The organism is Kitasatospora sp. NPDC057500 (assembly GCF_042802195.1).
GTDB lineage: Bacteria > Actinomycetota > Actinomycetes > Streptomycetales > Streptomycetaceae > Kitasatospora.
The window spans coordinates 1-21,402 of record NZ_JBHVER010000055.1 but is presented as its reverse complement, the minus strand read 5'-3'; the positions used below and the strand labels follow the sequence as shown (position 1 = coordinate 21,402).

19 protein-coding genes are annotated in these 21,402 nt (G+C 74.3%); 12 read left to right on the top strand and 7 right to left on the bottom strand.

The window, feature by feature from the left end:
* Positions 1-47: 47 nt before the first annotated feature.
* Complete coding sequence (locus ACFU74_RS14790; protein WP_380756392.1) at positions 48-1,190, bottom strand: acyl-CoA dehydrogenase family protein; 1,143 nt, start codon at positions 1,188-1,190, stop codon at positions 48-50.
* Between the two features lie 27 nt (positions 1,191-1,217).
* A complete protein-coding gene (locus ACFU74_RS14785) occupies positions 1,218-2,411 on the bottom strand; it encodes a CaiB/BaiF CoA transferase family protein (RefSeq protein ID WP_380756390.1) in 1,194 nt (397 codons plus the stop codon).
* Between the two features lie 351 nt (positions 2,412-2,762).
* Here ACFU74_RS14785 and ACFU74_RS14780 point away from each other — a divergent pair, with 351 nt between their 5' ends.
* The 7 genes from ACFU74_RS14780 to ACFU74_RS14750 all read left to right on the top strand — a co-directional run bounded on the left by ACFU74_RS14780 (position 2,763) and on the right by ACFU74_RS14750 (position 10,377).
* On the top strand, positions 2,763-3,113 hold the full coding sequence (locus ACFU74_RS14780) for a hypothetical protein (protein ID WP_380756388.1): 351 nt from the start codon (positions 2,763-2,765) through the stop codon (positions 3,111-3,113).
* Positions 3,114-3,132: 19 nt separating this feature from the next.
* The gene (locus ACFU74_RS14775) at positions 3,133-5,274 is read left to right on the top strand and encodes a DUF6571 family protein (RefSeq protein WP_380756386.1); all 2,142 of its coding nucleotides are present in this window, start codon (positions 3,133-3,135) and stop codon (positions 5,272-5,274) included.
* Entirely contained in the window at positions 5,274-6,344 is a 1,071-nt protein-coding gene (locus ACFU74_RS14770) for a hypothetical protein (RefSeq protein WP_380756384.1), read from the top strand. Before ACFU74_RS14775 ends, ACFU74_RS14770 begins: the two co-directional genes overlap by 1 nt.
* A 113-nt stretch (positions 6,345-6,457) precedes the next feature.
* Complete coding sequence (locus ACFU74_RS14765; RefSeq protein WP_380756382.1) at positions 6,458-7,549, top strand: hypothetical protein; 1,092 nt, start codon at positions 6,458-6,460, stop codon at positions 7,547-7,549.
* The gene (locus ACFU74_RS14760) at positions 7,546-8,844 is read left to right on the top strand and encodes a sensor histidine kinase (RefSeq protein WP_380756380.1); all 1,299 of its coding nucleotides are present in this window, start codon (positions 7,546-7,548) and stop codon (positions 8,842-8,844) included. Before ACFU74_RS14765 ends, ACFU74_RS14760 begins: the two co-directional genes overlap by 4 nt.
* A gap of 95 nt (positions 8,845-8,939) precedes the next feature.
* The gene (locus ACFU74_RS14755; protein ID WP_380756377.1) at positions 8,940-9,593 is read left to right on the top strand and encodes a response regulator; all 654 of its coding nucleotides are present in this window, start codon (positions 8,940-8,942) and stop codon (positions 9,591-9,593) included.
* Between the two features lie 124 nt (positions 9,594-9,717).
* Positions 9,718-10,377, top strand: coding sequence for a Pr6Pr family membrane protein (locus ACFU74_RS14750; RefSeq protein WP_380756375.1), 660 nt, complete (start codon positions 9,718-9,720; stop codon positions 10,375-10,377).
* Between the two features lie 61 nt (positions 10,378-10,438).
* Here the strand turns inward: ACFU74_RS14750 and ACFU74_RS14745 are convergent, their stop codons facing one another.
* Positions 10,439-10,810: a toxin Doc gene (locus tag ACFU74_RS14745; protein WP_380756428.1), complete on the bottom strand. Its 372-nt coding sequence runs from the start codon at positions 10,808-10,810 to the stop codon at positions 10,439-10,441.
* A 26-nt stretch (positions 10,811-10,836) separates the two neighbouring features.
* Positions 10,837-11,049: a hypothetical protein gene (locus tag ACFU74_RS14740; RefSeq protein WP_344322900.1), complete on the bottom strand. Its 213-nt coding sequence runs from the start codon at positions 11,047-11,049 to the stop codon at positions 10,837-10,839.
* A 242-nt stretch (positions 11,050-11,291) separates the two neighbouring features.
* On the opposite strand from ACFU74_RS14740, the gene ACFU74_RS14735 reads away from it, so the two are divergent.
* Positions 11,292-12,773: a S41 family peptidase gene (locus ACFU74_RS14735; RefSeq protein WP_380756373.1), complete on the top strand. Its 1,482-nt coding sequence runs from the start codon at positions 11,292-11,294 to the stop codon at positions 12,771-12,773.
* Here the strand turns inward: ACFU74_RS14735 and ACFU74_RS14730 are convergent, their stop codons facing one another.
* The gene (locus ACFU74_RS14730; RefSeq protein WP_380756371.1) at positions 12,774-14,381 is read right to left on the bottom strand and encodes an ABC-F family ATP-binding cassette domain-containing protein; all 1,608 of its coding nucleotides are present in this window, start codon (positions 14,379-14,381) and stop codon (positions 12,774-12,776) included.
* Positions 14,382-14,842: 461 nt separating this feature from the next.
* Between ACFU74_RS14730 and ACFU74_RS14725 the strand changes: the two genes are divergently transcribed.
* The 4 genes from ACFU74_RS14725 (at position 14,843) to ACFU74_RS14710 (ending at position 19,354) form a co-directional block, all read left to right on the top strand.
* Positions 14,843-16,111, top strand: coding sequence for a hypothetical protein (locus tag ACFU74_RS14725; protein ID WP_380756369.1), 1,269 nt, complete (start codon positions 14,843-14,845; stop codon positions 16,109-16,111).
* Positions 16,112-16,246: 135 nt separating this feature from the next.
* Positions 16,247-17,884: an ABC-F family ATP-binding cassette domain-containing protein gene (locus ACFU74_RS14720; RefSeq protein ID WP_380756367.1), complete on the top strand. Its 1,638-nt coding sequence runs from the start codon at positions 16,247-16,249 to the stop codon at positions 17,882-17,884.
* A 79-nt stretch (positions 17,885-17,963) separates the two neighbouring features.
* Entirely contained in the window at positions 17,964-18,653 is a 690-nt protein-coding gene (locus ACFU74_RS14715) for a nitroreductase family protein (RefSeq protein WP_380756365.1), read from the top strand.
* A 74-nt stretch (positions 18,654-18,727) separates the two neighbouring features.
* Positions 18,728-19,354, top strand: a complete 627-nt coding sequence (locus tag ACFU74_RS14710) for a GNAT family N-acetyltransferase (protein WP_380756363.1) — start codon at positions 18,728-18,730, stop codon at positions 19,352-19,354.
* Between the two features lie 55 nt (positions 19,355-19,409).
* Here the strand turns inward: ACFU74_RS14710 and ACFU74_RS14705 are convergent, their stop codons facing one another.
* Together ACFU74_RS14705 and ACFU74_RS14700 are read right to left on the bottom strand one after the other, a co-directional pair.
* Positions 19,410-20,366, bottom strand: coding sequence for an aldo/keto reductase (locus tag ACFU74_RS14705; protein WP_380756361.1), 957 nt, complete (start codon positions 20,364-20,366; stop codon positions 19,410-19,412).
* Between the two features lie 82 nt (positions 20,367-20,448).
* Positions 20,449-21,141, bottom strand: coding sequence for a GDSL-type esterase/lipase family protein (locus tag ACFU74_RS14700; protein ID WP_380756359.1), 693 nt, complete (start codon positions 21,139-21,141; stop codon positions 20,449-20,451).
* Positions 21,142-21,402: the final 261 nt, after the last annotated feature.

The following is a 21,402-nucleotide window of genomic DNA, read 5'->3' as shown; positions in this document are numbered from 1 at the left end:
GCGGCGGGGGTGGCGGCGGGGGTGGCGGCGGGGTCGGGTGGTGGGGATCAGTCGAGCAGGGAGCGGCCCACGATCTCCTTCATGATCTCGGTGGTGCCGCCGTAGATGGTCTGGATGCGGCCGTCGGTGAACGCCCGGGCGACCGGGTACTCGGCCATGTAGCCGTAGCTTCCGTGGAGTTGGAGGCAGCGGTCGGCGGTGCGCTTGTGCAGTTCGGTGGCCCACCACTTGGCCATCGAGGCGTCCGCCGGGGTGAGCGCGAAGCGGTTGTGCTCGGTGATGCAGCGGTCGACGAAGGCGCGGGTGACGGCGCACTCGGTGGCCAGTTCGGCGATCTCGAAGCGGACGTGCTGGAGCTTGGCCAGCGGCCGGCCGAACGCCTCGCGCTGCTTGACGTACGCGGTGGTGATCTCGACCAGGTGCTCGGCGCCGGCGATCGCGGCGGCGGCGATGGTGAGCCGCTCCTGGGCGAGGTTCCGCATCAGGTACAGGAAGCCCTGGTGCGGTTCGCCGAGCAGGTTCTCCTTGGGGACGCGGACGTCCCGGAAGAACAACTCGGCGGTGTCCTGGGCCTTCTGGCCGATCTTGTCGAGGTTGCGGCCGCGCTCGAAGCCGGGCATGCCGCGCTCGACGACCAGCAGGCCGAGGCCGTGCGCGCCGCCCTCGGGGGTGGTGCGGGCGACCACGACCACCAGGTCGGCGAGGATGCCGTTGGAGATGAAGGTCTTGGCACCGTTGAGCAGGAAGTGGTCGCCCCGGTCGACCGCCCGGGTGCGGATGCCCTGGAGGTCGGAGCCGGTGCCGGGCTCGGTCATCGCGATGGCGGTGATCAGCTCGCCGCTGCAGAAGCCGGGCAGCCAGCGGCGCTTCTGCTCCTCGGTGGCGAGCGAGGTGAGGTAGGGGCCGATGATGTCGTTGTGCAGGCCGAGCGCCAGGCCGGAGGCGCCGGCCCGGGCGAACTCCTCGGCCAGCACGGCGGCGTAGCGGAAGTCGGCGGTGCCGCCGCCGCCGTACTCCTCGGGGACGGCGAGACCGAGCAGGCCCTGCCGGCCGGCGGCCGTCCAGGCCTCGCGGTCGACGATGCCGGCCTTCTCCCACCGGTCGTAGTGCGGCAGCACCTCCTTGGCGAGGAAGGCCCGGACGGCGGCCCGGAAGTCCTCGTGCTCATCGGTGAAGAGGTCGCGTTGCACGGCAGTCTCCTTGGCGGGGCGGGCGGTTCAGTCGACCGCTGACGGATCGAGCGCGGGTACGCCCCAGTCGGCGGCGACCTCGGCGGCGTCGGCACCCGGCCTGGCGGGCGGGCGGCGCAGCGCGCCGGGAGTGGCGGAGAACCGCGGGGCGGGCGCGGGCTGGGTGACGCCGTCCACCTCGACGTACGTCGACCGGCTCGCCAGGTGCGGGTGGGCGTGCGCCTGACGCATCGTCAGCACCGGTTCCACGCAGGCGTCCGATCCGGCGAAGACGGCCTCCCACTCGGCGCGCGGCCTGCTGGCGAAGCGTGCGGCGATCCGGGCCCGCAACTCGGGCCAGCGGGCGCTCTCCCACTGGCCGGGTGCGTCCGGGCCGAGCTCCAGCAGCCGGGCGAACTCGGCGTAGAACTGCGGCTCCAGGGCGCCCACCGCGAGGTGGCCGCCGTCGGCCGCCGGGTAGACGGCGTAGAACGGCGCGCCGCCGTCGAGCAGGTTGACGCCGCGCCGCTCCTGCCAGCTCCCGCCGGCCAGCAGGCCCTGGAGGACGGCGGTGAGGTGGGCGGCGCCGTCGACGACGGCGGCGTCGACGACCTGGCCGGCGCCGGTGGCGCGGGCGTGGTGCAGGGCGGCGAGCAGTCCGACGACCAGGTAGAGCGAGCCGCCGGCGTAGTCGCCGAGCAGGTTGGCGGGGATGGCGGGCGGGCCGGCGGCGGCGGTTGCGGGGCCGGCGGCGGGGACTGCGGGGCCGGCGGCGGGGGCGACCAGGCCGAGCGCGCCCGACACCGCCGTGTACCCGATGTCGTGCCCGGCCCGGGCGGCCAGCGGCCCGTGCTGGCCCCAGCCGGTCATCCGCCCGTACACCAGCGCGGGGTTGCGGGCCAGGCAGGCCTCGGGCCCGACGCCGAGGCGTTCGGCGACGCCGGGCCGGTAGCCCTCGATCAGCAGGTCGGCGCGGGCGGCCAGGTCGAGCACCGTGCCGGGACCGCCGGGGGCCTTGAGGTCGACGACCACCGAGCGCTTGTTGCGGCCCGCGACGTCGTACGCCGGGTCGATGCCGAGCGGCGAGGGCTCGGGCCGGTCGACCCGCACGACGTCGGCGCCGAGGTCGCCCAGCAGCATCGCGGCGAACGGCCCGGGGCCGATCCCGGCGAGTTCGACCACGCGCACACCGGCCAGCGGTCCGCCGCGCCCGTCCCCGCCGCTGTCACGTTCCGGCGCCACGGTCCCTCCGGATGGTCGACGAAGTCTGACAGTAAAGCTGTCACACTCGCGATGATAGGGAAGCGACCGTTCAGTAACAAGACCTTCCCGCTTCGGTGCGACCCCTGGCGTGCGCCGTGCGGACGCGGCCTCGAAGGGCGCCCCGGTGCGTCCACGTACGGCCGGGTACCGTCTTCCCCTGGCGGGGGGCTGCTGACCTTCCGTCGGATCCGCAGGAAGGAAGAGCAGCCGCACATGGTCTACCCAGGGTTCACCACCGGGCCGGTCGCGCCCAGCACGTCGCCGTTCGCCAGTCCCACGCCCCGTCCGACGCCCTCCCCGGCACCGGTTCCGACAGCCGCACCGGGCCCGGTGCCGTCCCCCTCCCCCGGGGTGGACCCCGGCGGCACGACCACCCGGCTCGACCGCCCCTACGAGCTCAACGCCTCGGCCGGCATCGCCCGCCAGATCGCGACGGACCTCGACAGGGCCAACGGCAGGGGCGGCAACAACCTCTCCGAGCACGCCTCCACCGCCGCCGGGAGGATCCGCGGCTTCGCCTTCGGCGGCGCGCTCACCGGCTCCACCGAGCGCTGGCTCCAGCAGTGCAAGACCCTGCACGACAAGCTGACCGGCACCGCCGACAACCTGGACGCCACCCAGCGCGCCTACCAGTCCAACGAGACGTCCGTCGTCGGGCAGCTCGGCCGCCCCGGCCGCTGAGCGGAGAGGAGCAACCCCCATGGTGTCCTTCAAGGAGCTCCACGAGGCCGACTTCGCCGGCGTCACCGAGACCGCCGAAGCCTGGACCTCGATGGCCACGGCCCTCGACGCGCTCGACTCGCGGGTCTCCCGCGACCTCACCGGCACCCCGCAGCGGGCCGGCTGGGAGGGTCCCGCCGCCGTCCGGGCGGGTGCCGCCCTCAAGGGCGTCGACACCGACGTCACCCAGGCCGCCGCGGTGGCCAAGGCGCTCGCCGCGATCATCCGCGACGCGGCCGCCGAGTTCACCGCCGCCCGCAGGGCCCTCGACACGGCGATCCACGACGCCGAGAGCCAGACCATGACCGTCAGCGCCGACGGCGAGGTCCGCTGGCCGCCGATGCCCGGCGCACGCAACGACCCCGACGCCGGCCCGGCGGTCAAGAAGTACGACGAGGAGATGAAGGTCAAGGCGGAGGCGATATCCGCCCGGCTCACCAAGGCCGTGCAGCAGGCCACCGCCGCCGACCGGAGCGCCGCCGTCGCCCTGCAGAGCGACGTCGGCAGCAGCACCACCGCCTTCAACGCCAAGCCCTACGGCGGCGGCGACACCGCCGACGCCCGGCGCGCCAACGACCTGCTGACCAAGGGCGGCAGCCTCTCCGACAGCGAACTCCAGCAGTTGCAGAGCCTGCTGGCCGCCAACTCCGGTTCCAAGGAGTTCTCCACCACCCTGCTCAACAGCCTCAACGCCGGCGGCCACGGCGGCCCCGAGGCGCTGCTCGACTACGCCAAGGTCTACGGCGACCTCGGCCGCGGCAACCACAACGCCCAGCAGTACCAGGACGTCCACGCCGGCCTCGGCCAGGTGCTCGCCACCGCCACCAAGGACGGCGGCATGGGCAGGTCCTGGGAGGACGACCTGCTCAAGGCCGCCCGCAAGCCGGGCGGGTCGGCGGCCGGGTACAACGACAACTACCGGGCGCTCACCGAGCTGATGGGCGCCGGGGGCGACTTCGACAAGCCGTTCCTGACCAAGGTCGGAAACGACCTGGTCGACTACGAGCGCACCAGCGCGCTCAAGGGCGAGGAGCTCTGGGGCCCCGACTACTCGGCCGTCACCGGCCGGCAGGGCGACCCGATGCGCGGGCTGATGAAGGCGATGAGCCACAACCCGGAGGCCTCCAAGGAGTTCCTCGACCCCGGCGCCAACAAGAACCTCGACTACCTGCTCAAGGACCGCCAGTGGCCCAACCAGGGCTACGAGCACCAGCAGACCGATTCCCTGGCCCGGGACACCTCGCGCGGCGCCTTCGGTGACGCGCTCCAGGCCGCCACCACCGGCCGCGACCCGCACGGCAACCAGCCGCCGGTCCGCCCGCACGACGAGGCGATGGCCCGGATCATGTCCGAGACCGTCAACCACTTCGGCGGCGACAGGGCCGGCCACGAGAACGAGCTGCCCGCCGCGCTGCGCCGGCCGCTCGGCGAGATGATCGCCGACTACGCCCCGGACACCTACGAGATCCTCGGCAAGGAGACCGGCGGCACCTCGGAGACCAGCGGGCTCACCATCAGGCAGGACCAGATGCTGCGTGTCATCCGCGGTGTCGCCGAGGACCCCGAGGCGTTCCAGCCCATCACCCGCGCCGAGACCGAGGAGATCGCCCGTCGGTTGGAGGGGTATCCGGACGAGGCCTTCCAACCGGATGGCACGGGCCGTCCCAACCACCGGATCGAGGGCTTCGCGCACGAGGCGGCCGAGGTGATGGGCGCGCTCAGCGGCGTGCGTACCGACGTCATCGACGACCACCGGGACGACCAGAACTTCCGCGCCAACTGGACCTCCAAGATGCAGTACCACGTGATCGGCGCTCCGCTCACGCCCATCCCCGTGGTGGGCGACGTGGCTCAGCGACTGGTCGACATCGGCACCGCCGCCCACGCCAATGAGATCATCACCAAAAATGATCGGGAGGCCGCCGCACAGATCTCCGACGCCTTCCGAGCCGGCGACGAGCAGCTCAAGGCGATGATCCGGGGGCGCGCCCAGGCCGCGGGGATCCCGCTGCACGAGGTCGACGCCACCGGCGGCGTCACCACGGCGCTGCTGAACGAAGTCGACAAGAGCTACCAGACCGGCGTCGACAACGCCCACCGCCAGGCACTCGGACGGGACTGATGAACGAACCGACGAACGAGCACCGGCCCCTGAGCGAGCAGGTCGACACGGCGCTCTCCAAGCGCGGCTTCACCACCCGGGCGCTACGGCTGCGGGCGGCCGGCGTGCTGCTGGCCATCACGGCCGGGGTGGCGGGGCTGCTGCTGCTCAGGTTCACCAACGTATTCGGACCGGACAGCGTGTGCGGGGGCGCGGCGAGCGCCGACGCCGTCCACGCCGCGCTGGGGCCGGGGCGGATCAGCGAGGAGAAGTCCCCCGGCTACTCCCCCACCGCCGTCGACCCGCTGCAGCACTGCGCCGCCACGGTGAGCTTCGGGCTGTTCGGGGACACCGAGCAGAGCGTCTCGTTCGGGCTCTCCGTGAGCCGGAGCGTACACGCCGAATCCCGCCCGGGGGCACGGCTCTTCGCCGAGCATGGTGCGGTGGGTGCGGTGACTCCGGGCGGCGCGTGGGCGCTGCTCCCGGAGGGCTGCCCCACCGGCTTGCAGGCGTCGGTCGGAACCGGCCACAACGGAGAGGACGGCGACAACGCGGAAGGCATCGCCCGGCTCGCCGTCGAGCTCGCCGGTCTCGCCGCGAAGGACCGCAACTGCGGCAGCACGCCGCCCGCGCCGAAGACGCTGTCCCCGGCGGGCGCCGAGCAGCCGGTCGACTGGGGGAACCTCTGCGGCCTGCCCGGCATGGCGGTCACCAAAGCACCCGACGCGAACCATGACGAGTGGTACCGCCAGCAGGCCACCACGGCTTTCTCGCCCATCTGGTCCTGCGACGTGACCGACAAGCCGTCCGGGGACCTCGTGGCATCGTTCATCGTCGTCACCGAGCCCCGGATGCTGGACCTCCCGCCGGAAGGGGAGCGTTCCACGGCGTTCGGGCGGAGCACGTGGACCGGCAGCTCGAACGAGGACGTGGTGGCCCTCTGCCAGGGCCGGAAGACGTACTTCCACTACGAACAGCGCCCGGCACCGGCCCTCAGGGAACGGCACCTGCTGCCCGACACCGAGGCGGTCTGGACGCAGTTCCTCACCGCCGCCGGCAAGGCGATCGGCTGCGAGCCGATCGTCCCCTAGCCGCCCCCTCCTCCCCGAGGACCGCCGCCTCCTCCTCCGGTTCACCCCGGCGGGGGAGGCGGATCGGGTTGCCGGAGGACGTGCCGGCGGGCGGGGCGCGGGAGCGTGGGGGCATGACCTCGACACCGCCGCTCCTTCCCGCCGATCCGCCCGCGCCCACCGTCCCGTCCACCGACCCGCCCGCGCCCGTCGGCCGGCTGCGGACCGCGGCGGCCTCGGTGGCCGTCGCGGCGACCGTGCCCTACCTGACCCTCAAACTGCTCTGGCTCACCGGCCACCCGGTGGGGGTCGGCGACGCCGGGGCCATGGACGACCTGTGGCTCGTCAACCTGCTCACCTTCGGCATGGACGCCGTCGCCGTCCTCCTGGCGCTCGCGTTCGTCCGGCCGTGGGGGCGGCGGGTGCCGGCCGGGCTGCTGGCCTTCCCGATGTGGGTCGCGACCGGCCTGCTCGGCACCATCCTGGTCGCCCTGCCGCTCTCCATGCTCTCCGCCCTGGTGCTCGGCCCGGAGCAGCAGGCCGCTCAGGACGACGACGGGCCGAGCGGCTGGGTGTTCACCCTGGTCTACGGCGGATTCGCCGCCCAGGGGCTGGCGCTGATCACCGGGTTCCTGCTGTACGCGTGGGAACGCTGGGGCGGGCTGCTGCGCCGCGACCGGATCGGCGACCTGCCGCACTCCGCCACGCTGACCACCCAGCGGGCGTTCGCGGGCGTCGCCGCGCTGCTCGCGGCAGGGGTCGCGGCGGCCCGGCTGTACTGGGCGCTCGGCGGGTCCGCGGGGCTGCCACTGGCGTGGCTGGACCAGCGCGGCCGGAACACGGTGATCATGGACGCGGTGACGGCGGTGATGGCGGTGGCCGCGGTGGCGGCGCTGCTGGTGCTGGTGTTCCGGTGCCGGCCGGGGTGGCGGCTGCGCGGGCCGCTGGCGGTGGTGTGGACGGCGGCCGGGTCGGTGTTCGCCTGGGGCTCCTGGCAGTTGGTGGCGCACGGCACGTCCGTCACGGCCTCCGTCGACCCGCGCGAAGCGGTGCCGGGGCTGCTGCCGCTGGTGGAGGCGGCACAGGTGGTGACCGGGCTGCTGGTGCTGGCGGTGGGCGCGGTCGCGCTGGCCGAGCGGGCGGCGCGGGGTGCCGTCCCGGACACCGCCTGGGCGGCGGCGACCGTCGTCCGGGCCGAGGACCCTGACGTAGAGTCGGCGGAATGATCACGGGGGCGGGTCGGGAGCGGGACCGGGGCGGCGGCGCGCTGCGACGGGCGGCGGGCGCCCTGCTCGGGCGCCGCGCCCGGCGGCGCTGGGTGCACCTGGTGCTCGGCGGCGCGCTGCTGATGCCGTACTGGATGCTGTCGACGGTCCTCCTGGGCTCGCTGGACCCGCGCAAGGGCCCGCTGGTGCAGGTCCTGCTCTACTTCGCCGCGCTCGCCGCCTCGCTCCCGATGGCCGCCGTCACCGCCCTGGTCCCGACCGTCCGGGCGCTGGAGGGGGTGGCCGCGCGTGCGCTGTGCGCGCCCCGGCGGGCGGCGGAGGTGGTGACCGGCCCGGCCCGGTCCTGGGCGGCCCGGCGGCGGACGGCCGGGTGGTTCGTGCTGCACCTGCTGTTCGGCGGCATCGTCAGCGGGATGACGCTGGCCGGTGTGCCGTTCGCCGTCGTGCTGATCCTCCGGCCGACCGGTTTCGAGGAGATGGTGCGGTTCTGGGAGGAGCAGGGCCTGCCGGGGTGGCTGCCGGGCTCGTTGCTGGGCGGCGCGCTGCTGGCGCTGATCGTCGGCACCAGCGCCGGCCTCGGCGCGCTGCTGGCGCGGTGGGCGCCCGTGCTGCTCGGCCCGACCCCGGACGAGCGGCTGGCGGCCGCCGAACGGCGGGCCGCCGTGCTCGCCCAGCGCAACCGGCTGGCCCGCGAACTGCACGACTCGGTCGGCCACGCGCTGAGCGCCGTCGGCATCCAGGCCTCGGCCGCCGCCCGGGTGCTGCGCTCCGACCCGGGGTTCGCGGCGGAGGCGCTGGCCGCCATCGAGGAGACCGCGCGCGACGCCGTCGCCGAACTGGACGCGGTGCTGGGACTGCTCCGTGAGGAGGACGGCGACACGGCCGGCCCCGCCGGACCGACCCTCGGCGCACTGGACGACCTGCTTCGGCAGCTGGCCCGCACCGGGCTGGCGGTGGACGCCGAGGTGGCCCCCGGGCTGGACCGGCTGCCGGCCGCGCTCTCCCGCGAGGCCTACCGGATCGTCCAGGAGGGCCTGACCAATGTGCTGCGGCACGCCGGCGCGGCCGGCCCCGTGCCCGCCCGGCTGCGGATCGCCCCGGCCGGCGGGCGGCTGGAGATCGAACTGACCAACCCGCTCGGCCGCTCGCGGCCCGGCCGGCCCGGCGGCGGGCGCGGGCTGCGCGGGATCGGCGAGCGCGCGACGGCACTGCGCGGCGGCTGCGAGGCCGGGCCGGTGGACGACGGGACGACGTGGCGGCTGGCCGTCTGGCTGCCCATGGGAGGAGAGCGGTGAACGGGAACGGCAATGGCAACGCAAGCGGCAACGGGAACGGGAACGGGAACGTCGCAGACGGGACGGGCAGTACGGCCGGCGGGCCGGTCCGGGTGGTGATCGCCGACGACGAGCGGCTGGTGCGCACCGGCCTGCGGGTGGTGATCGAGGCCGAGCCGGACCTCACCGTGGTCGGCGAGGCGGCCGACGGCGCCGAGGTGGTGCCGCTGGTGCGCGAGCTGCGGCCGGACGTGGTGCTGATGGACGTCCGGATGCCGGGGATCGACGGCATCCGGGCCACCGAGCAGCTGCTCGCCGGGATGGCCGAGCCGCCGCGGATCCTGGTGGTCACCACCTTCGAGCACGACGACCACGTGTACGACGCGCTGCGGGCGGGGGCGGCCGGGTTCCTGCTGAAGCGGGCGCGGGCCGAGGAGATGGTGCAGGCGGTGCGGCTGATCGCGCGCGGGGACTCGCTGCTGTTCCCGGCGGCCGTGCGCGAACTGGCCCTGCGGCACACGGCGCCGGCCGCGCGGGCCGACCGCCCGGCCCCCGAACGCGGCCCGATCGGGCGGCTCACCGAGCGCGAGGGGCAGGTGCTGCGGCTGATGGCGACCGGGCTCAGCAACGGGGAGATCGCCGCCAGGCTGGTGCTCAGCCAGGAGACGGTGAAGACGCACGTCGGCGGCGTACTGGCCAAGCTGGGCGCGCGGGACCGCACCCAGGCGGTGATCGCGGCGTACGAGTCGGGGTTCGTGCTGCCGGGCTGAACCCGGGGCTCAGCAGTGGGCAGGAACGATTCTTTCGTTCACGTCCCACCGACGGGTAGAGTGCGGCCCTTCCCCTCCGACCGTCCGATACCTCCCGTATCGCCTGAAACGAACTGGTGACCGCATGTCAGTCCGGACCGGCCCGGCGCTCTGGTGGCGCGCCGGCATCGTGCTCTCGGCAGGCCTCGGCCTGACCCTGCAGACCGCACCGCTGGTGTACTTCACCATCGAGAGCAATGTGATCGTGCTCGGCTACTTCGCCGGCGCCGTCTACTGGATGCTCAAGCGCGGCACCACCGACGCCCCCGCGCCCCGGCTGCGCGGCGCCGCCACCCTGTACATCCTGATCACCGGCCTGGTCTCGCACATCCTGCTGGAGCACGGCGCCAACCCGCTGCCCGGCCTCTTCGACGGTCCGGACAAACTCCAGCACTGGTCGTCGTTCTTCCTGCACTACGTCACCCCGGCACTGGTGATCGCCGACTGGCTGGTGTTCAGGCCGCGCAACGCCTCCGCCTGGCGGGACATCCCGCTCTGGCTCACCTTCCCGCTCGGCTACGCGGCGGTGGTGCTCCTCCGCAACGCGCTGTTCTCCAACTACCCGCTGCCGTACCCGTACTTCTTCTTCGACCCGACCACCGAGGGGTACGGCTACGTCTGGGGCCAGATCGCGCTGCTGACGGTCGAGTTCACCGCGCTGGGCGCCGCCGTGGTCGGCCTGGACCGGCTGGGCACGCTGGTCCGCGCCCGGCTGCACCGCGGCCCCGTCCCCGCCGGGGCCTGACCGCCCCCTCCCCGCCGGCGGCCGGCCGCCCGGTCAGGGCCCGGTCCGGGCCCGCCTGCGCTCAGATCCGCCACGACCGGATCCGGTCGGCCGCCGCGAACACGTCCGCCCGCCCGTCGGCGATGCCCCGGGCCAGCTCCACCAGAGCCCCGTACGGCGGGTCGATGCCCTCGCCGGCCGCGTGCATGTACGCGGCCGTCGTCATGCAGGCGTACAGGTTGTTGCGCACCGGGAGCGGGCGCAGCAGCACGATCGTGTGCATCAGGGTGGCCGCGCACCAGGCCGGATCGGCGTCGTGGCCGAGCTGCGCGGTGTTCACCCGGTGCCGCGCGACGGCCGCCTGGAGCGCCGAGTAGTCCCGCACGCTGAGGTCCTCGGGCGAGGCCAGCTCCTGGACGTCGAGCAGCCAGCGCAGATCGACTCGCAGCAGCATCATCGCGGCCCCCGTCGCACGCCCGCTCAGGCGGCCGGCGCGTCCTCCGGGAACTCCCGGTCGAACTCCTCGCGGTGCGCGTTCCAGAACGCCACCGCGTGGGAGACGAACACCCGGCGCTGCTGCTCCCGCACACTCAGGTCGTGCACATACGCCTTGACGCTCTTGCCGTCGGCGGCGGCCGCCTCGCGGATGGCGGCGAGTTCGTGCTCCGTGTACTCGATGTTGAGGGCTGGCATGGCGCCGATGGTACTGGAGCGCACGGGAGTTGGACACCGAGCCGCCGACCCCGACACCGCTCCGGGAGCGCGTACGCCGCCGGTCGGAGCCGGGTCTTCCCGGCGTACCTCCACGGTCGCGGTGCGGACCGCTCCGCAGGCTGACGTGCCACGGCCGCACCGGCTCGTACCGTCGACCCGTGGGCGGCGGAGGGGTTCCGCGGGGGAGGCCCGGACCTGGAGGCACGGCGGACGGCATGGGTATGGGGCAGAGGAAGTCGACGGCCAGGACTGCGGCCGGGGCGACGGCCAGGGCGGCGGGGATCGCGGCGGTCGCGCTCGCGGTCACGGCGGGAACCGTGGGTGCGGCCGGTGCGGCGACGGACGGGGACGGTGCGGCGGAGCGGCCGGGCGTCAACCGGCTGGAGGGCGTCTGGCAGACGGACGGCTACGGCACGATCATGGAGATCCACGGAACCTCCTTCACCACGTACGACGTGACCCGGATCAGCTGCACCCCGGGGTTCCTCGGCGGCGTGCAGGTCGGCAGCCCCGGGCCCGGCGGCGCCGTCCGCTACGGCCTGCCCGGCAAGGGGTACGGCGAGCTGACCGTCACGCCCCGGGGCCGCGACCGGGCGGTGTACGAGGACGACGGCGCCACCGCGACCAAGAACCTGTCCCGGCTGCCCGGCGGGCTGCCGGCCCGGTGCACGCAACCGGCGCCGCAGGACGCGCTCGCGGTCTTCGACCGGTTCTGGGCGACCTTCGAGGAGAACTACCCCTTCTTCGCCGCCAAGGGCATCGACTGGCACGCCAAGGGCGCGGCGGCGCGGGCGACCATCACCCCGCAGACCGACACCGCCGGACTTGAGGGGATCATCAAGGGCCTCCTGGAACCCCTCGGCGACGCGCACACCGCGCTGGCCCGCAAGGCGGCCGACGGCGGGTACGACCTCGTCTTCGGCGGACTGCGCCCGGGCACCGAGGAGCCGACCGACGAGCTGCGGGAGCAGGCGGGCCGGGCGGTTGCCGCCCAACTCCTCGCACCCGAGCAGACCTTCGGCCTCGGCCGGCTGGGCGTCGGCGAACTCCCCGGCGGCATCGGCTACCTGCGGGTGAGCGGCTTCGACGGGTACGTCGACGACGGCCCCTACCAGGACCACGCGGCCGAGCTGGACAGGGCGCTGGACCTGCTGCTGGCCCACCCCGAGCGGCTGAACGGCCTGGTGATCGACCTCCGGCTGAACGGCGGCGGCTCGGACGAGCTGGGGCTGCGGATCGCCTCCCGGCTCACCGACCGGCCCTTCCTCGCCTACCGCAAGGTGGCCCGCAACGACCCGGCCGACCCGACCCGCTTCACCGCGCCCCAGCCGAGCGTGGTCCGCCCGGCCGCCGGGACGACCCGCTACACCGGGCCGGTCGCCCTGCTCACCGCCGGCTCGACGGTGAGCGCGGGCGAGACCTTCACCCAGGCGCTGATGCAACGGCGCCCGGCGCCGGTCCGGATCGGCGAGAACACCCAGGGCGTGTTCTCCGACATCATGTTCAAGCCGCTCTCGGCCGAGCTCCTGGCCATCCTGCCGAACGAGAAGTTCCTCACTCCGGCCGGCACCACCTTCGACGGACCGGGCATCCCGCCGGACGTCCGGACCCCGGTCTTCACGAAGGAGGAGCTGGCCGGGCTGAAGGACTCCGCCCTGACCGAGGCCCGGCGACTGCTCGCCACCGGGACCGGCCCCCGCTGATCACATCGGATCCACCGCCCTCAGCTCGCCGTCCAGCTCCAGCCAGCGGGTGACGCCCAACCCGCGCAGGAACGGCACGTCGTGGCTGGCGACGATCAGCGCGCCCTGGTAGGCGGCGAGCGCCTGGGTGAGCTGGCGGACGCTGGCCAGGTCGAGGTTGTTGGTCGGCTCGTCGAGCAGCAGCAGTTGCGGCGGCGGGTCGGCCAGCAGCAGCGCGGCCAGGGTGGCGCGGAACCGCTCCCCGCCGGAGAGCGTGCCGGCCGGCTGGTCGGCCCGCCCGCCGCGGAACAGGAACCGGGCCAGCCGGGCCCGGATCGCGTTGTCCCCCGCGCCGGGCGCGAACAGCTTGACGTTGCCCACGACGGTCAGCTCGTCGTCGAGCAGGTCGAGCCGCTGCGGGAGGTGGCGCAGCGGCACCGGGGTGACGACCTCTCCCCGCAGCGGGGCGAGTTCGCCGGCGATGGCACGCAGCAGGGTCGACTTGCCCGCGCCGTTGCGGCCGACCAGGGCGATCCGCTCGGGCCCGCGCAGGTCGAGGTCGGCGGTGATGCCGTACGGCAGCCGGACCTTGTCCAGGGTGAGCACGGTGCGTCCGGCCGGCACGGCGGTGCGCGGCAGGTCGATCCGGATCTCGGCGTCGTCCCGGACGGCCTCCTCGGCGACGGTCAGCTTGCGCCTGGCCTCCTCCAGCCGTTCGGTGTGCATGCCCTGGAGCCGGCCCGCGGTCTCCTGGCCCTGGCGTTTGAGCTTGCCGGCGACGATGTGCGGGTCGTTGCGGGTGATCGAGCGCTTCCGGCCGTAGCTGGCGCTGCGGTCCAGCCGCATCCGGGCCTCGGCCAGGTCCCGTTTCTGGCGCTGGACGTCGGCCTCGGCGTTGCGCAGCAGCCGCTCGGCGGTCTCCTGCTGGGCGGCGACGGTCCGCTCGTACTCGGCGAAGTTGCCGCCGTACCAGCTGACCTGGCCGTCCCTCAGCTCGGCGATCTGGTCGACGTGCTGGAGCAGTTCGCGGTCGTGGCTGACGATCACCATCACGCCGCCCCAGCCGGCCACCGTCTCGTAGAGCCGCGCGCGGGCGGACCGGTCGAGGTTGTTGGTCGGCTCGTCGAGCAGCAGGACGTCGGGGCGGCGCAGCAGCAGGGCGGCCAGCCGCAGCAGGACGGCCTCGCCGCCGGAGAGTTCGCCGGTGGTGCGGTCGAGGCCGAGCCGCTGCAGACCGAGCCGGTCGAGCAGCGCGCGGGCGCGCTCCTCGACGTCCCAGTCGTCGCCGACCGCGTCGAAGTGCCGCTGGTCGGTGGAGCCGGACTCGATGGCGTGCAGGGCCTCGCGGGCGGCCCGGACGCCGAGCGCCTCGTCGACCCGCAGTCCGGTGTCCAGGGTGAGGCCCTGGGGCAGGTAGCCGATCTCACCGGCGGCCCTGACGGCGCCCGAGGTGGGGGTGAGTTCGCCCGCCAGCAGGCGCAGCAGGGTGGACTTGCCCGCGCCGTTGAGCCCGATCAGCCCGGTGCGGCCGGGCCCGACGGCGAGGTGGAAGCCGTCGAGGACGGGCCTGCCGTCCGGCCACTCGAAGGAGAGGTCGGTGCAGAGGAGTGAGGTGGTGGGTTGTGCCATGGAAAGCCTCCCGGAGGTCGCCGACGTGGTCGTGGAACAACACGGGGAGACACCGCGGGTGCGGGTGGGACCGGGAGGTGGGGGCCGGGGTCGTCGCAGTGACGGGGACGCCGGGCCGGCTCACCACTGAGGTCGGGCACGCGCACACTCACGGACCGCGGGCAGCGGCATGGTCGGCAAAGGGCCGGTGCCATGGCTGCGGTGCGGCGGGGGCGGTGTCTCGGGACCTCAGTAGATCAAGGGCCTGCTCCTGTTCTGGCGGGTGACGGGCATCACGCTACGGAGGCGCCCGGTGACGTGCAACCGGTTTTTCCGGTGCCGATCACGTGCCGATCCGGTGACAGCCGCGCCCCGGACCGGCCCGCGGGACGGAGGGCGTCCGCCGCTCGTGGCAGACTCCTCCCCTGCCACCCGCTCGACATCCGCGGCTGTGGCGTGCATTCACAGGGGGAACTGAAAACATGTCACCGATATCCCGGGCGACGCGTGCCGCGCTGGGCGCCTCCGCCGTGGCGCTGACCATGGTCGTCGCGACCGCGTGCGGCCCGGAGAACAGCGACCCGGTCGCCGCCCCGTCCGGCGGTCCGACCGGCGCGACCACCGCGGCCGCCCCGGACTCCACCGGCAAGCCGGGCGGTCTGCCGCCGATCAAGCTGCCGAGCGCCGACGAGCTCAAGAAGTGGAGCTTCGACGACTGGGACGAGTGGGCCCAGCAGAACGTCATCACCCCGGCGGTCAAGGGCTTCTGGGACCTGCAGAAGATCCTCAAGGCCAAGCCGGCCAAGCCGGGCCCGGGCAGCCCGCCCACCGCGCAGCCCAGCACGCCGCCCACCGCCCAGCCGACGTCGGCGGCCCCGACGGCCCCGCCGACCGGCGCGTCCCCGGCCCAGCCCGGGGGCACCGGGGGCACCGGGGGCACCGGGGGCGGCCAGAACGACCCGCAGCCGAAACCGGTCGAGATGAAGCCCGTCCCGCACCCGTACGCCAAGCCGGCCCACGTCAACGGCAAGCTGTTCTTCCAGGACGGCAACCAGGACTACGTCTGCTCCGGCACCGTCGTGTCCGACCCGGCCAACCCGGGCCGCAGCAACCTGGTCTGGACGGCCAGCCACTGCCTGCACGGCGGAAAGGGCGGCAAGTACCACACCAACATCACCTTCGCCCCGGCCTTCAACAGCAGCGGCGCGGTCAGCGCCGGCAAGCGGGGCTCGCTCGCCGACGCCGAGCCGTACGGCGAGTGGGGTGCCGTCGCGGGCATGATCTCGCCGCAGTGGGCGGCCGAGGCGGACCCGCAGAACGGCGGCCCGTGGAGCCAGTACGACTTCGGCATCCTCAGGGTGGCCAACCCGGACGGCAGCGGCAAGTCGCTGGAGGAGGTCGTCGGCGGCTCGGTGCCGGTCTGGTTCAACGCCCCGCGCGAGCAGATCACCACCGTGAGCACCTACGGCTACCCGGCCGGCAAGCCGTTCGACGGCATGGAGCTGGAGCGCTGCGAGGCCGGCAAGCCCGCCCGCCGCTCCATCGACCCGGCCCGCCCGACCATGCTGATGACCGGCTGCAACGGCACCGGCGGCGACAGCGGCGGCGGCTGGTTCACCACCAGGGACGGCAAGCAGGTGCTGGTGTCGGACACCTCCATCGGAGGCTTCGACAACACCTGGGAGGCCGGCCCGTACCTGGACGACGTCGCCCAGCACGCGCTGGACTACTTCTCGAAGAAGACCAAGTGACCCCGGTCACGCGCTGAACCCACTCCGCCGGGGCGGTGCACGGGCCCGCCCCGGCGGAGTGGGCGGGTGGGCAGCACCGCTGCACGGCACCGCCCCCGGCGGCATCCGCGTCCGCCCGCCTAGAATCGGGGCATCATGAGCGCCACACTCGTCGTCAAGGACCTCGCCGCCGGCCACGGCGACCGCACCCTCTTCTCCGGCCTGGACCTGGTCGTCGCCCCCGGCGACGTGATCGGCCTGGTCGGCGTCAACGGAGCCGGCAAGTCCACCCTGCTGCGGCTGCTGGCCGGCCTGGACACCCCGGAGGGCGGTTCGCTGCGGCTCAGCCCGGCCACCGCCAACGTCGGCCACCTCCCGCAGGAGCCCGAGCGCCGCCCGGACGAGTCGGTCCGCGACTTCCTGGCCCGCCGCACCGGCGTGGCCGCCGCGCAGGCCGCTCTGGACGAGGCCACCCAGGGCCTGGTCGACGGCGCACCCGGCGCCGACGACGCCTACGCCACGAGCCTGGACCGCTGGCTGGAGCTCGGCGGCGCCGACCTGGAGGAGCGGGCCGAGGAGGTCGCCGACTCGCTCGGCCTCAAGGTCTCCCTGGACCTGCCGATGACCGCCCTCTCCGGCGGCCAGGCGGCCCGGGCCGGCCTCGCCTCGCTGCTGCTCTCCCGCTACGACGTCTTCCTGCTCGACGAACCCACCAACGACCTCGACCTGGACGGCCTGGAGCGGCTGGAGGCCTTCGTCAAGGGCCTGCGCGCGGGCACCGTGGTGATCAGCCACGACCGCGAGTTCCTGGCCCGCACCGTGACCAAGGTGCTGGAGCTGGACCTGCACCAGCACCGGGTCAACCTCTACGGCGGCGGCTACGAGGCGTACCTGGAGGAGCGCGCCACCGCCCGCCGGCACGCCCGCGAGGAGTACGAGGAGTACGCCGACACCAAGGCGGGTCTGGAGGCCCGGGCCCGGATGCAGCGCGGCTGGATGGAGAACGGCGTCCGCAACGCCCGCCGCAAGTCCAACGACAACGACAAGATCGGGCGCGCGATGCGCACCGAGTCCACCGAGAAGCAGGCCGCCAAGGCCCGCCAGACGCAGCGGATGATCGAGCGGCTGGACGTGGTCGAGGAGCCGCGCAAGGAGTGGGAGCTGCGGATGGAGATCGCCGCCGCGCCGCGCTCCGGCTCGGTGGTCGCCACCCTGCGCGCGGCCACCGCCCGGCGCGGCGACTTCACGCTCGGCCCGGTGGACCTCCAGATCGACTGGGCGGACCGGGTGGCCATCACCGGCGCCAACGGCGCGGGCAAGTCCACCCTGCTGGCCGCCCTGCTCGGCCGGCTGGACCTCGACTCGGGCAGTGCCGTGCTGGGCTCCGGCGTGGTGGTCGGCGAGGTCGACCAGGCGCGCGGATTGTTCCTGGGCGGGGAGCCGCTGCTGGAGGCGTTCGCCGCCGCCGTCCCGGAGCTCGCGCCGGAGGAGGTGCGCACCCTGCTGGCCAAGTTCGGCCTGAAGGCGGTGCACGTGCTGCGCCCGGCCGACACCCTCTCCCCCGGCGAGCGGACCAGGGCGGCGCTGGCGCTGCTCCAGGCGCGCGGGGTGAACCTGCTGGTGCTGGACGAGCCCACCAACCACCTGGACCTGCCCGCGATCGAGCAGCTGGAGTCGGCGCTGGCCTCGTACACCGGCACGCTGCTGCTGGTCACCCACGACCGGCGGATGCTGGACACGGTCGCGGTGAACCGGCGGATCGAGGTCGGCGGCGGCCGGGTCCGCGAACTGTAGGCGGTCACACGGCGGGCGGGCCGGGAGACGAGGTCCAGACCTCTTCCCCGGCCCGCCGTCATGTGCTGTGCTGTCGCCCATGGTTGACAGCACAGCGCTCGACAGCGCGGTGGCAGACGTGTCCCACCCGACCGTCCCGCTCACCCCCATGACCGTGCCCGCCCACGAGGCCGAGGCCCGCAGCAAGGCTTTCCACGACGTGATGGACCAGCGCCGGACCGTCCGCGACTACTCGACCCGCCCGATCCCGGACGGCGTGGTCGAGTGGGCCATCCGCACCGCCAACACCGCACCGAGCGGCGCTCACGTGCAGCCCTGGCGGTTCGTGGTGATCACCGATCCGGAGCGCAAGAGCCGGCTCCGCGAGGCCGCCGAGGCCGAGGAGCGCGAGTTCTACGCGCACCGGGCCTCCGAGGAGTGGCTGGCCGCGCTGGCGCCGATCGGCACCGACTGGCGCAAGCCGTTCCTGGAGGACGCGCCCGCGGTGATCGTCGTCTTCGAGGTGCACAAGGGCCCCCACTCGCCGCGTCCGTACTACACCAAGGAGTCGGTGGGGATCGCGGTCGGCCTGCTGCTCTCCTCGCTGCACCAGGCGGGTCTGGCCACCCTCACGCACACGCCGAGCCCGATGAAGTTCCTCAACGAGGTGTGCGAGCGGCCGCAGGAGGAGCGGGCCGCCTACGTCATCCCGGTCGGCTACCCGGCCGAGGGGGCGCGCGTGCCGGACCTGCGGCGCAAGGATCTCGACGAGGTGCTGATCCGGCTCTGACGCGCCCCCGGACGGGCCCGCCGCGCGGCGGCGGCCGGTGGTGACAGGTACAGGACGCCGACATAATCGCTGTCATGAATCACGTCATGCCGCCGCCGTGCGGGGACGCGACCGCGCCCGGCGCACCCGTCCGAGTCACACCCGGCGCACCCACTCCCGGCCGGCCGCCCGAACTGCTGCGGCCGGCCGGGGGGATCACCCTGCGGCGGCGCTCCCCGGCCCAGGCGCCCGCGCTCAACACCGCCGTCCGGGCCAACCTGGACCATCTGCGGCCCTGGCTGGAGTGGGCCGCCGAGGCGCCCACCCCGGCCAGGACCGCCCGGCTCACCGCGGCCGGCGTCGCCGCCTGGGACGCCGGCACCGATTTCATCTACCTGGCCGGCCTGGACGCCGAGCCGGGCCGGGTGATCGGCTCGTTCGGCCTGCACGGCAGGATCGGCCCGGGCGCGCTGGAGATCGGCTACTGGGTGAGCGCCGAGCACGGCCGCCGCGGCATCGCCACCGCCGCCGCCCGCTCGCTCACCGAGGCGGCACTCGCCCTGCCCGGGATCCACCGGGTCGAGATCCACTGCGACCCGGCCAACACCGCCAGCGGCGCGGTGGCCCGCCGGCTCGGCTTCCGGCTCGACCGGGTGGTCGACGCACCGGTCCGGGCACCGGGCGAGACCGGCCGCAAGCAGATCTGGATCCAGGGCCGCTAGCCGCTCAGCACCGCCGGCCCCTCACTGCTGCCGGTCCCTCACTGCCGCCGGTCCCTCAGTACCGCTCGCCCGACGCCGCCGGCAGCGCGTCCAGCTCGGCGAGGTCGGCCGGCGAGAGCACCAGGTCGGCCGCCGCCGCGTTCTCCTCCAGGTACTTCGGCGTCTTGGTGCCCGGGATCGGCAGCACGTACCGGCCCTGCGCCAGCACCCAGGCGAGCGCCACCTGCGCGGGCGTCGCGCCGAGCCGCACCGCGATCGCCCGCACCCGCTCGACCAGCGCCAGGTTGGTCTTCAGCGCCTCCTGCTGGAAGCGCGGCAGCCCGCGGCGGAAGTCGTCCGCCGGCAGCTCGTCGAAGGACGTGATGCCGCCGGTCAGGAAGCCGCGGCCGAGCGGGGAGAACGGCAGGAACGCGATCCCGTGCTCCTCGGTGTACGGCAGCACCTCGGCGAGCGAGTCCCTGGTCCAGAGCGACAGCTCGTTCTGCACCGAGGCCACCGGGTGGACGGCCCGCGCGCGCTCGATCTCCTCGACGGTCACCTCGGACAGGCCGATCCGCCGCGCCTTTCCGGCCGCGACCACCTCGGCCAGCGCGCCCCAGGACTCCTCCACCGGCACCTCGGGGTCGATCCGGTGCAGCTGGTACAGGTCGACGTGGTCGGTGCCGAGCCGGCGCAGGCTGTCGTCGATGGACCGCCGGATGTGCTCGGGGCGCCCGTTGCGCAGCACCCGCTCCTCGGCGTTGCCGGGCACCAGGCCGACCTTGGTGGCGAGCACCGCGCGCTCCCGGTACGGTCCGGCCAGCGCGGCGCCGACCACCTCCTCGTTGGTGTAGGGACCGTAGATGTCGGAGGTGTCGATCAGCGTGACGCCGAGGTCCAGCGCCTGCCGGATCACCCGCACCGAGTTCCCGTCGTCACGGTTGTGGACGTCGTAGGCCCAGGTCATCCCCATGCAGCCGAGGCCCACGACCCCGACCTCGGGACCCTCGCTGCCGAGCGTGGCGTTGCGCATGACGTACTCCTCACTGGTGTCGGCCCCGGTGGCGCCGACCGCGGTCGGATCAACGGGAACAGCCTCCCCCTTCGAGTGCGCTCTAGGTCAAGCCCGTTCCCACCAGGGGGTGATGGGCCGTCAGCCAGTTCCGGAACCCGCCCCGCAGCACCAGGCCCGCGAGCCGCCGGTACCCGTCCGCCCCCGGATGCGCGCCGTCCCCGGCCAGGGCCTCCGCCGTCCAGACCCGGTCCGCCGCCAACTCCCGGGTCACGTCGATGAACGGCACCCCGCGCCCGGCACAGGTCCCGGCGATCCCGTCGGCCAGCGCCAGCAGCCGCTCCAGGTGCGGCGTCCCGGCGCCGACCACCGGCGGCGGGCCCACCACCAGCGGCGCGAGGCCGCGTTCGCGCGCCCCGTCCAGCAACGCGGCCACATTGGCCAGGCACTCCTCCGGCGCGACCCGCGGCCGTCCGCCCTCCTCCACCGCGTCGTTGCTGCCCACCGACAGCACCAGCCGGTTGTCCGCGCCCGGCAGCACCCGGGCCGCCGTCTCGTCCCGGCAACGGGCCAGCACGTCCGCCGAAGTGTTCCGCCGCACACCGAGGTTGAACACCGTCACCCCCTCCGGCCCCGCCGCGAGCCCCGCCCAGCACTCCGCCATCACCCGGCCCACCCAGCCGCGGTACTCCGGGTCCCCGACCCCCTGGGTGAACGAGTCGCCGAGGAAGACGATCCGCAGATCCCTGTCGCCCGCGCCCGAGCCCGGGCCCGTGCCGTCCAAGTCCTTGTCCATGGCGGAACCTTAAGGTCCGCGTAAGCCTTGCCGCGACGTTCCTTTGGTCCTCCGACGGTCCTTGACGTGCGCGCGCGGTCTGGTCCAGGTTGATGCCCGGAAGCGCGCGCACTCCCCCACCGGACCACCCCTCCCCCGCCCCCCCGGCCGCGGCGCCGCCCCCCGCGCGGGGGGGGGGGGGGGCCCCCCCGGCGCCCCCGCGGGCCCCCCCCCCCCGCCCGGGGGGGCGGGGGGCGGCCCGGGGGGCGGCCGGGGCGACCG